Below are 9295 nucleotides of genomic sequence, written 5' to 3'. Positions count from 1 at the left end.
GATTCGGACCTACCTATTTTGGTAAGAAATCTTGTTAATGAATAATCCGGGCATAATACTGTTATTAACTAATCAATATAATTAGTTAATAATTATGGAGGTGTTGCCATGGACGTTACCGATTCCACCGCGGCCTCTCATTTTCACCAGATTCACGTTGTCCGTCCCTGACGATTCAATCCACTTGAGTCGCCCGCCACCATTACTATTGTTGCTTGGTCGACCATCCTCGGTGAGGGCCCTCATCCTCACTGCCTCGACCACTCGCATTTAACCTGATTTATCCCCCCGAAAACACGTACAACTTAATTGTCTGGAGCAGAGCGATCCCGGTCGCTCTGCTTTTTCGCGTACTAACCTTTTCAAAGTGGGGCTTTCCAGCCTATAATAGGGTATTGACTTTTATAGGAGGACTTTCTTTTGACCGACAAACAACCCCACCGTCAGTGGTTTCTCTTTAGCATGATGATGATTGCTGCTAACTTACGGCTGCCCATCACCTTCATCCCCCCGCTACTGACACACATCGAAAAAACGTTTGCTCTACCCAGTGCCATGGCCGGCCTACTTACGTCGATTCCACTCATCACCTTTGCCATCTTCTCACCGATCATCGTTCGACTCGCCCAACATTGGGGAAATGAATTGACCGTCTTTCTCCTCTTCTTCCTGCTGATTGTCGGCAGTTATCTGCGAATCATCCCCGCAGTACCGGCCCTGTTCGTCGGAACTTTTCTTATCGGGATCGGTATCGACAGCGGTAATGTGCTCGTGCCCGCATTGATCAAGGACCACATGGCGGATAATTTACAACTTGGCACTAGCCTGTACACGCTGTCTATGCTCCTCATTGGTGCGATTGGGACAGCACTGGCTGGTCTACTGATCTCACACATCAGCCTCGGCGCGACCATGGCCATGCTCTCCGTTCCCAGCATCCTGGCCTTACTGACGTGGCTGCCCAATTTAAAATTTAAGCGACAGTCTGCCCTGGCGACCCCCAAGGCCCAAGTTCCTCACTACCAAAGCGTTTGGCATCAGTCTTTAGGCTGGCTGATCACCCTTTTCTTCGGCCTACAGGCACTCGTATACTACGCGATGATTACCTGGATACCCAGCATTCTGGTGACTCACAACGTCTCAACCCTCAACGCCAGTAACTTACTCACCTTGCTCCAGCTCAGCGGGCTTCCCTTGTCATTTGCGGTTCCCTATCTTTTCAACAAGAAACATGGCGTCACCATTCTACTGGGTGTGATGACGTTAGGCTACGTTGTGGCCCCCTTGGCCTTCATTCTGCCGATCCACTCATTGGCACTCTTGACCACCCTGTGTGTGATCGCCGGTATTGGTGCGGGGATTGCCTTTAACCTGGCCGTTCTCTTCTTCACGGAAAAAACGACGAACCCGTTCCAAACAGCCGCCGTCTCCGGAATGGCCCAGTCAGCCGGTTATCTGTTAGCTGCGGTGGGACCCATTCTCTTCGGGTATCTCCAGCAGTTTACCCACTCCTGGACGCCCGTCATCTGGTTGCTGGCCCTATTTGCAGTCGGTCTCACCCTCACTGGCTTCGTGATTCAACGACGCGGAATGATTGTGGACTGATAATATTTCGCAGCGCCACCACGCTTATGGCTAAACAAGCTGGCTAAGTTTTCGGATAGTCTCACTTTGCTTTTAAAAATCCCCCACAACTTATAGGTTCTTTCTACCAAAGAAACCGAGACGTGTGGGGGCTTTTTGGCACCACCTTACCATCGGTCCAGTACAGAATGTTTACTGCGCAAATTGAACAAATCATACCCCGTCACCCATCATTTAGGTTAAACTTAGTCTAATTATATTTTTCTGGAGGTGCGGGTCATGGTTAATCAACAATTTAATTTTAAAACCCAGTCCAAAAACGACAAGCAACACGCCCAGCTTGCCAAGACAGAGCTCCTAGAACGCTACCAACGACGCGAACAACAACGGCCCAAGGTTGTTCAGACCACTACCGATGACCAGTCTGCCGCAGCCTCCGCACTAAAGTCTGAGGTCCGGCGTCTGCGGCGGCAATTAAAACAGGCACAAGCTAACAATCGCCAGCTAGACCTCCGTGAACAATTGCGCGTCGCCCAGCAGTCACAACGACAGCTCAAGAAGGAAAATCAGGCACTGGTCCAGCAAGTCAACTCACTTAGCCAGGAAAACGCCTCTCTTACCCAGAACAATCGCGTCCTTCACGAGGATGCCGCCACCAGTCAACGACAGCTCAGCTATGTCCAGTTGTACTTGCTCCAGGCTGGCAACCTATTACATACGGCTGAGACTCGCCTTCAATCTATTCGCCAACTTCGACAACAGCCTCGTCCCCAACCGCTATCGCGTGAACAACGCAAGCAACTTGCCCAACTCCCAGCAGAAAAGGCGCGGGCAAACAGCGCTGAAAAACGGCAGCACGTGCTCGCAAATAAGGCAGCTACCCTTGATCAATCGCTTGCCGCAAGCCACGAAACCATTCGCGAGTTAAACCGCAAGATCGACTTTCTTCGCAACGAGTCGCCGCAAAATCTGAGATATCGTTTAGACGCCCTATTGAACGCCAATGACTTCCACCAGATTCGTTTGCTCCCCGACTTTGCCGACCGCTACCGTCAACTTCGGCTCAACGAATTAGTCATCCGCCAAAAGACCCAGACCTATGGCTACTTCATCAAAGTCAATACGCACGTTGCCTTCAAGACCATTGACGATCAGGTGCTCTCCAATTTTGAGCTGGCTTACGGCGCGGAACCTCGCTTGGACGTGGTTTACGCCGGCGTCTTGACCGGAAATAAGGGCGTCCTCCTCACACAAATGTATCGTGAAGTCACCCCCGCACGACTTGACTCGTGACAAGCTTCGGCGATTACATCAACGCGCTCACCCCATGAACTTTACCGATTGGCTACCCGCGGATGGCAAAGACGTCTTAACGGGCAAGCACATTCTCATTGTGGCCTGGCAACAAACCCAAACTCTCAACCAGGCTTTACGGTCATTCGGCGCCTCACCGACCATTGTGAATAACCACGAAAAGAGCATTCCCTGGATCACCCAACAAGCTACCGGCCAACAAACAGACCTCACATTTCTCATGAGCGAAGGACTCTCTCATGCCGTCTTAGTCACCTTGACCAAGGAGCAAATCAATTCTCGTCCTGACATTCGGTTGGTCTACCACCAGTCGCCTGCCGACATCGTCAACCAAGCCTATCAGTACTTTAAAGACCTAGAACGGCAACAAATCACTTAAGCCATGTCAACAGCTGGTGGCCTCTCTGGCAACCAGGCTAAACCAGCTCTTAACCATCCCAGTTCTCGTTAACCTTAAGTTGACCCCTGCATTCCTTAGCTTCAAATCAAAGAGCGATTGTCTTCCCCCGCCGTCTGTCGGATAAGGGAAAACAATCGCTCTATTTTTTAATATTTCATCAAACTAAAGATGTCGTAGCCCTTCAGCTTGTCGCGCCCATGTAACTCACTCAGTTCAATCAGGAAGGCCGTTCCCACGACAATACCGCCTAAGTCTTCCACCAACTGAATCGTGGCGCCAATGGTCCCACCAGTGGCCAGTAAATCATCAGTGACCAAGACCTTTTGGCCCGGCTTAATGGCGTCCTTGTGCATGTAGAGTGCGGAAGTCCCGTACTCTAAGTCGTAGGTCGCCTTGACCGTCTCACGAGGGAGCTTTCCTTGCTTCCGAGCTGGCGCGAACCCAATTCCCATGTCATAAGCGACCGGGCAGCCAACAATGAAGCCCCGAGCCTCTGGCCCCACGACCATCTCAACACCCATGCCCTTGGCGTACTTGACGATTTCGTCAGTAGCGGCGTGAAAGGCTTGGCCGTCAGCCATTAATGGGGAGATGTCTCTGAACATGATTCCCTTTTCAGGGTAGTCAGGAACGCTTGCAATGTATTTCGTAAAATCAGTTGCCATAAGTTTAAGTAGCTCCTTTATATTAGTTCAATGGGGCATGCAGACGCTGGATCAACTCTGCGGACGTGCAGAACAAGAGATCCTGCTCCGTCTGCATCTGTTGTTGTCGTAGTTGGTAACTCGGTGCTGTAGAAAGTTCCTTATGCTCCGGGTGCGCCACTCCGTTCATTACCCCACGTGCGATTGTGATAAAGCCACACTCGAAGAAAACCTGGATCATGAAGACTAATTGCGTCCGTGGAATTTGCAAAAAGGTTGCGAGTTGCGTCAGCTGGTGTCCCACATCGACTTGTTGATGTGTAGCAACGAACTTAAACAGTTTAGCATATTGCGCGCGAGTTGGCATCCCTAATTGCGAAAGACTTTCTTTCTTATAGAGATAAGCCGTCACTTTTTGTGGTTGCAACTGCTGTAAAACAGCGGTCAAATCGCCGGTCGTATCCGGGCAATCCACGATAAACAGTGGGGTCTCACCCGCTAATGGGGTCAACGCCGAGCCATCATAAACGACCGCCGTTGCCGTTGTGGGCAATTGCTGAACTAACTGCTGATAAATCTTTTGGTGGAAAAAGACGTACGTTCCGGGCTGACTAAACATGGCTTGATGCAGCTGTGTCGTTCTGGCGTCCATGATTGGTTCTTCCGTCAGCCGCAGGTCCTTGACCATCAGCTGTAAGGAATGCCGGCCCTGCCAGACGTTGTCTTCGATGGCTCCCAGTACGGCCGCTTGCTCCGGTGCCGCGGTCAGTTGGGGGGCGTACTTGCCGGCCCCAAACTGGATAGCATTTAGGCGCTGACCGTCCTCTTGAAGCTGAAATTTCAAATGGCTATGATCCTGACCGATCGTCTTGACCTGAACCAGCGTGGCCGTTTCAAAAGCAAATAGCGGCTGCACGTTGTCCGTCCCAAACGGGGCTAGCTTGGCCAACTCTTGATAGAGTTTGGGCGTAACGGCCCCTACTTTTAGCGATGCCGCTACCGGCAATTCGCTGGGACCACTCTCAGTCAATTTTTGGACGACGGCTTCTTGATCCATAGCCGTCGCTAAGGCGTCTAATTGGGCCGCTGGTGCCGTTAGTCCAACTGCCATGTGATGACCCCCAAAAGCCGTCATCAGGTCTCTGTGACCATCTAAAGCGGTAAATAGGTTAAAGGCATCGACGCTTCGTCCAGACCCCTTAGCCCGACCGTCGTCATTCACGTTCAACACCAAGGTGGGCTTGCCCGTTGCTTCCACGACCTTGCTGGCCACGATACCCAAGACGCCTTCATGCCAATTCTGACCGCTGATGATCAGGGTTGGCCGGTCCTTATGCTGGTCATCCGTGGCTTGAGCCAGAGCGGCCGTGCTGATCTGTTGGACCAATTCCTGCCGTTGCCGATTCTTTTGTTCCGTTTGTTGGGCTAATTCGCTTGCCCGGCCGTCATCAACGGTCGTCAGTAACTCGACCGCTGGACTGGCATCGTCTAGCCGCCCCAGTGCATTTAGCCGCGGGGCGATTCCAAAGCCGATCGACTGTTCGGTAAGTTCTTCTGGCTTGATACCGGCACCCGCCATGAGCGAGCGCAGCCCCGGCCGTTCGTCTTGCTTCAGTAGTTGTAGACCAAAGTAGACCAGTACCCGGTTCTCATCCACTAACGGTACCAAATCAGCAACCGTTCCGATGGCCGCCAGATCCAAAACATCTTGTGGAATTTCTTCACGTAAGGCTTGGGCGACTTTAAACGCCACTCCGGCGCCCGACAAGCCCCCAAAGGGATATTCGGCTCCTGGGTATCGGGGATGGATAATTGCGTACGCAGCGGGCAATTCTTGCGGTAATTCGTGGTGATCCGTGACGACCACGTCCACCCCGGCCTCATTAGCCGCGGCAATGGCAGCATTACCCGACACCCCGTTATCCACGGTCACAAATAGCTGCGTCCCGGCGGCAATCAATTTCTGAAAGGCGGCAACGTTTGGCCCGTACCCGTCACTGAACCGGTTAGGGATATAGTAATTGACCTTAGCTCCCATCTCGTTCAGCGTTTCGTACAAAATGGACGTACTGGTCACCCCATCGGCATCGTAGTCCCCGTAGATCGTAATCTGCTGGTCAGCACCGATGGCCTCTTCAATGCGGGCCACTCCTTTAGCCATGTCATGTAACAGACTAGGGTCATGCAGCTGTTCGGGACCGGGATTCAAAAAGGCCGTCACAGCCGCTTCGGTCCGCACGCCTCGGTTCCACAGAATCTGGGCAACGATCGGTGAGATTCCCGCCGCCTGAGCTACCTGCTGAGCCTCGGTTGACGGCTGGTCAACGTTTTTAATGTTCCATTGATATTGTGCAGCAATCACCAGCAAACCATCCTCTCTAAAATGATTGAAGAGCGGTACGTCACGCGCCACTCTTCTAGTTCTAAATCTATTTAGCTGTTAACTTACTCTGGAGTTCGGCGACCTGTGCCTCCAACTCCTGAATTCGTTTAGCCTGTTGGCCAACTTCTTGTTTCGGATTAGAATTCTGTAGCCGCTTCGTCAATCGGTCGATTTCCGCGGTGCGCTTCTGCAACTGCTCAGAGCTCGTCTTTTCCAGTTCCTTATAGGCCTGATTATGCCGGAAGGTCGTGATCGTTGAAAATAGGATCATAAGGACGGCCCCAATCAAGATGGAAACCAGTAACAGTAAGATCAACGGCCAGCGGACCGTCGTAAAGCCAAATGAGACTGGCACACTCTCCACGTTTAGGATGGCAAAGACTGCCACCACGATGACTAATAACAGGGTAACCACAATTCGCCATTGATTTTTCATGCTACTTCGCATCCTCTGGAATCATTTTTTGAAACGGAATCGTCACTAAATCAAAGTCTTTCACCACGCGGGTATTCTTAAAGACCTCACGTGCCTGTTGCTGCAGTTCAACGGCCATTTTGCCCGTGTACCGCGCCGAAATGTGGTTCAATAATAACATTTTAACGTGCGTCCGCTTGGCCAGCTCAGCCGCTTGAATGTTGGTGGAGTGGTAATAAGAACGCGCTAACTTGCTCTCACCCTTAGCAAACGTACTCTCATGGACCAAGACGTCGGCATTCTGCGTCAACCGCGATGCATTTTGTGTTTGGCGCGTATCGCCCAAGATGGCGACCACACGGCCTTTTTGTGCGGGGCCTAAGAAGTCTTGCCCATTAACCACGCGGCCATCAGGCAAGGTCACGGTCTGACCGGCCTTCAACTGACCGTAAACCGGACCGGATGGGATCTGCGCGGCCTGCAGCTTGTCAACCTGAAGCTCGCCCGGATGGTCCTTCTCCACTATGCGGTACCCAAAGCACTCGATGCGGTGATCCAGATGCTGCGCGTAGACTCGAAACTTGGGGTCTTCGAAGACTAGCCCATCATTCGTCAGTTCTTGGTAATGAATCTTATAAGATAACTTGGTCTCAGAGACCCGTAGACTCACTTCAACGAAGTCCCGAATGCCCTTGGGACCATAAATGGTCAGTGGCGTGTTGCCGCCCTGAAATGACCGGCTACTCAATAAACCCGGCAAGCCAAAAATATGGTCACCATGTAAGTGGGTAATGAAGATTTTGTCGATCTTACGGGGCTTTAACGTCGTCCGTAAAATTTGGTGCTGCGTGGCTTCACCAACATCGAATAACCAGACAGAGTTACGTTCATCTAGCAAACGTAAGGCCGTGCTGGTCACATTGCGAAACTTTCCTGGTGAACCGGCGCCCGTTCCTAAAAATTCAATTTCCATATTTTTTCGTTCCTATTCTATAATTAGAGTCCGTCCACTATTTTAGGGGATTTTCGTGCAAACCGCAACTAGCATCTTAGCCAACTTACGTGTGAATATCGTTAGGGTTCCTGGATAAAGTTCGGTATAATCGAGGTGACGACTTGATTAGGGAGGCTCAGACATGCGACTCATTGATTTCAATCTTTCAACGATCGACTTACATCCCGCGCTAAAGCTTTACTGGGAGAGCACCACGCCCCTGCCCGTTACGGATCTTCAAGTCGTTACCGCCAGTCACCAATTACACTTACTTGCAGCTGACGGTCCCGCACTCACGTTGGATCAGTTCCGCACACGCTGCCAACAGGTAGATCCCCAAACTAATTTATTTATAGCTGGCGATACCGCGCCATTACGGTTATATGGGTACCGACTAGTTCCTCATAAAATTTTACTCGGTTAAAAGGAGTGTTTTTCATGCGATTATTTAAATTTTCATTAGTCCTAGGACTGAGTTTACTGACCCTAGGACTCACCGGCTGTCAATCCGGTGCGCAAAAGAGTACGGCCAGTTTCAAGGATAACAGCAGTCAGTCCAGCCACTACAAAGCGGCTGATCCAGACGCTGCGGTCACGGCCGCCTCTTCCTCTAAGGAAGCCCAGACGTATCGCCCAGACACCGCCCAGACCAGAAGTGCCAGCTACGTGAAGTCTGGTAACCTCACACGTAACGGGCAGTACACCTACGACAAGGTCGGCACTAAGCTCACCTTGAACCAGGTCACTCATCCCCAAAGCACGATTCGTAGCGGGAAGCTGACCTATAAGATCACCACGGTACGGCTCATCAAGAACACTGCCGAAACCGCTGCCGCCAAACGAATGGCCGCCCAAGCACTGAACCTGGCCCACCTCGACAGCCCGTATTACACGATTCAAGTCAAGTTTACCATTTATAACCGGGGAAAGCAGGCTTTAACCACAGATGGTATCAAAGCCATCCGTTTATCGGCCAGCCAGCAACTCAATGCTTCTAATCAGCTGAGTGATGCCAGTGCCGGCAAGACGATTCCCGCCAACGGTAAGCTCGCGACCTTTGCCACCGGCTTGGCTAGTGAAAAGACGAAACCTAGCTTCAGTAGCGTTAAGATTGCCTTCGCTGGCGCCTACGCTAACCAAAAGCAGATCGTGAAACCTACTGGCTGGCTGAAGTTAAATCTTTAATTGCCGCACTGTGGTTGCGATTGAGCTTTACCATTACAATCATTCGAGACCGTCATGACCGCAGATTTCAAGTTACCTCACAACAATTTGAATTTACCCTACGCTCTTGAAAGTTATAAAACAGGTCACTTAACAACAAGGCTAAATAGGTTTCTTCGCTCAATCATCCGCCTACAAGTTCCATCAAACTTCACACACAAAGAAAAGACGTTTCCGCTTATGCCAACTGGCAGATTGGAAACGTCTTTTTTTCGTTACATCATTTAACCCAATTCATTCATAAAAGGACTAGAATGTTTTGACTGTTCCTACATCTCAATCCTTTCTAGTCCTTTTTGGTTTCACCCGTTGGGTGTAACCAAAAAAAATAGTTAAA

Annotated in this window: 9 protein-coding genes; 5 read left to right on the top strand and 4 right to left on the bottom strand. The window is 50.9% G+C overall.

Annotated elements, in window-relative coordinates; genetic code table 11:
- Positions 1-420 precede the first annotated feature (420 nt).
- From FC99_RS00620 to FC99_RS00610, 3 genes are all read left to right on the top strand, one after another.
- Positions 421-1605: an MFS transporter gene (locus FC99_RS00620; protein WP_235805838.1), complete on the top strand. Its 1185-nt coding sequence runs from the start codon at positions 421-423 to the stop codon at positions 1603-1605.
- A 258-nt stretch (positions 1606-1863) separates the two neighbouring features.
- Positions 1864-2877, top strand: coding sequence for a hypothetical protein (locus FC99_RS00615; RefSeq protein ID WP_056986444.1), 1014 nt, complete (start codon positions 1864-1866; stop codon positions 2875-2877).
- 34 nt (positions 2878-2911) lie between these two features.
- Positions 2912-3277, top strand: coding sequence for a hypothetical protein (locus tag FC99_RS00610; RefSeq protein ID WP_056986442.1), 366 nt, complete (start codon positions 2912-2914; stop codon positions 3275-3277).
- A gap of 167 nt (positions 3278-3444) precedes the next feature.
- Here the strand turns inward: FC99_RS00610 and FC99_RS00605 are convergent, their stop codons facing one another.
- The 4 genes from FC99_RS00605 to rnz form a co-directional block, all read right to left on the bottom strand.
- Positions 3445-3963: an adenine phosphoribosyltransferase gene (locus FC99_RS00605; RefSeq protein ID WP_048735882.1), complete on the bottom strand. Its 519-nt coding sequence runs from the start codon at positions 3961-3963 to the stop codon at positions 3445-3447.
- Between the two features lie 22 nt (positions 3964-3985).
- A complete protein-coding gene (gene recJ / locus FC99_RS00600; protein ID WP_048735881.1) occupies positions 3986-6304 on the bottom strand; it encodes a single-stranded-DNA-specific exonuclease RecJ in 2319 nt (772 codons plus the stop codon).
- A gap of 67 nt (positions 6305-6371) precedes the next feature.
- On the bottom strand, positions 6372-6761 hold the full coding sequence (locus tag FC99_RS00595; RefSeq protein WP_048735880.1) for a lipopolysaccharide assembly protein LapA domain-containing protein: 390 nt from the start codon (positions 6759-6761) through the stop codon (positions 6372-6374).
- Position 6762: 1 nt separating this feature from the next.
- On the bottom strand, positions 6763-7713 hold the full coding sequence (rnz, locus tag FC99_RS00590) for a ribonuclease Z (protein ID WP_048735879.1): 951 nt from the start codon (positions 7711-7713) through the stop codon (positions 6763-6765).
- A gap of 163 nt (positions 7714-7876) precedes the next feature.
- On the opposite strand from rnz, the gene FC99_RS00585 reads away from it, so the two are divergent.
- Together FC99_RS00585 and FC99_RS00580 are read left to right on the top strand one after the other, a co-directional pair.
- A complete protein-coding gene (locus tag FC99_RS00585; RefSeq protein WP_048735878.1) occupies positions 7877-8158 on the top strand; it encodes a hypothetical protein in 282 nt (93 codons plus the stop codon).
- 14 nt (positions 8159-8172) lie between these two features.
- Positions 8173-8919 carry a hypothetical protein gene (locus FC99_RS00580; protein WP_048735877.1) on the top strand — a complete coding sequence of 249 codons (747 nt, stop codon included), beginning with the start codon at positions 8173-8175 and terminating at the stop codon, positions 8917-8919.
- Positions 8920-9295 lie beyond the last annotated feature (376 nt).

Source organism: Levilactobacillus koreensis JCM 16448 (assembly GCF_001435525.1).
Taxonomy (GTDB): domain Bacteria; phylum Bacillota; class Bacilli; order Lactobacillales; family Lactobacillaceae; genus Levilactobacillus; species Levilactobacillus koreensis.
This window is presented reverse-complemented; position numbering and strand designations above follow the sequence as displayed.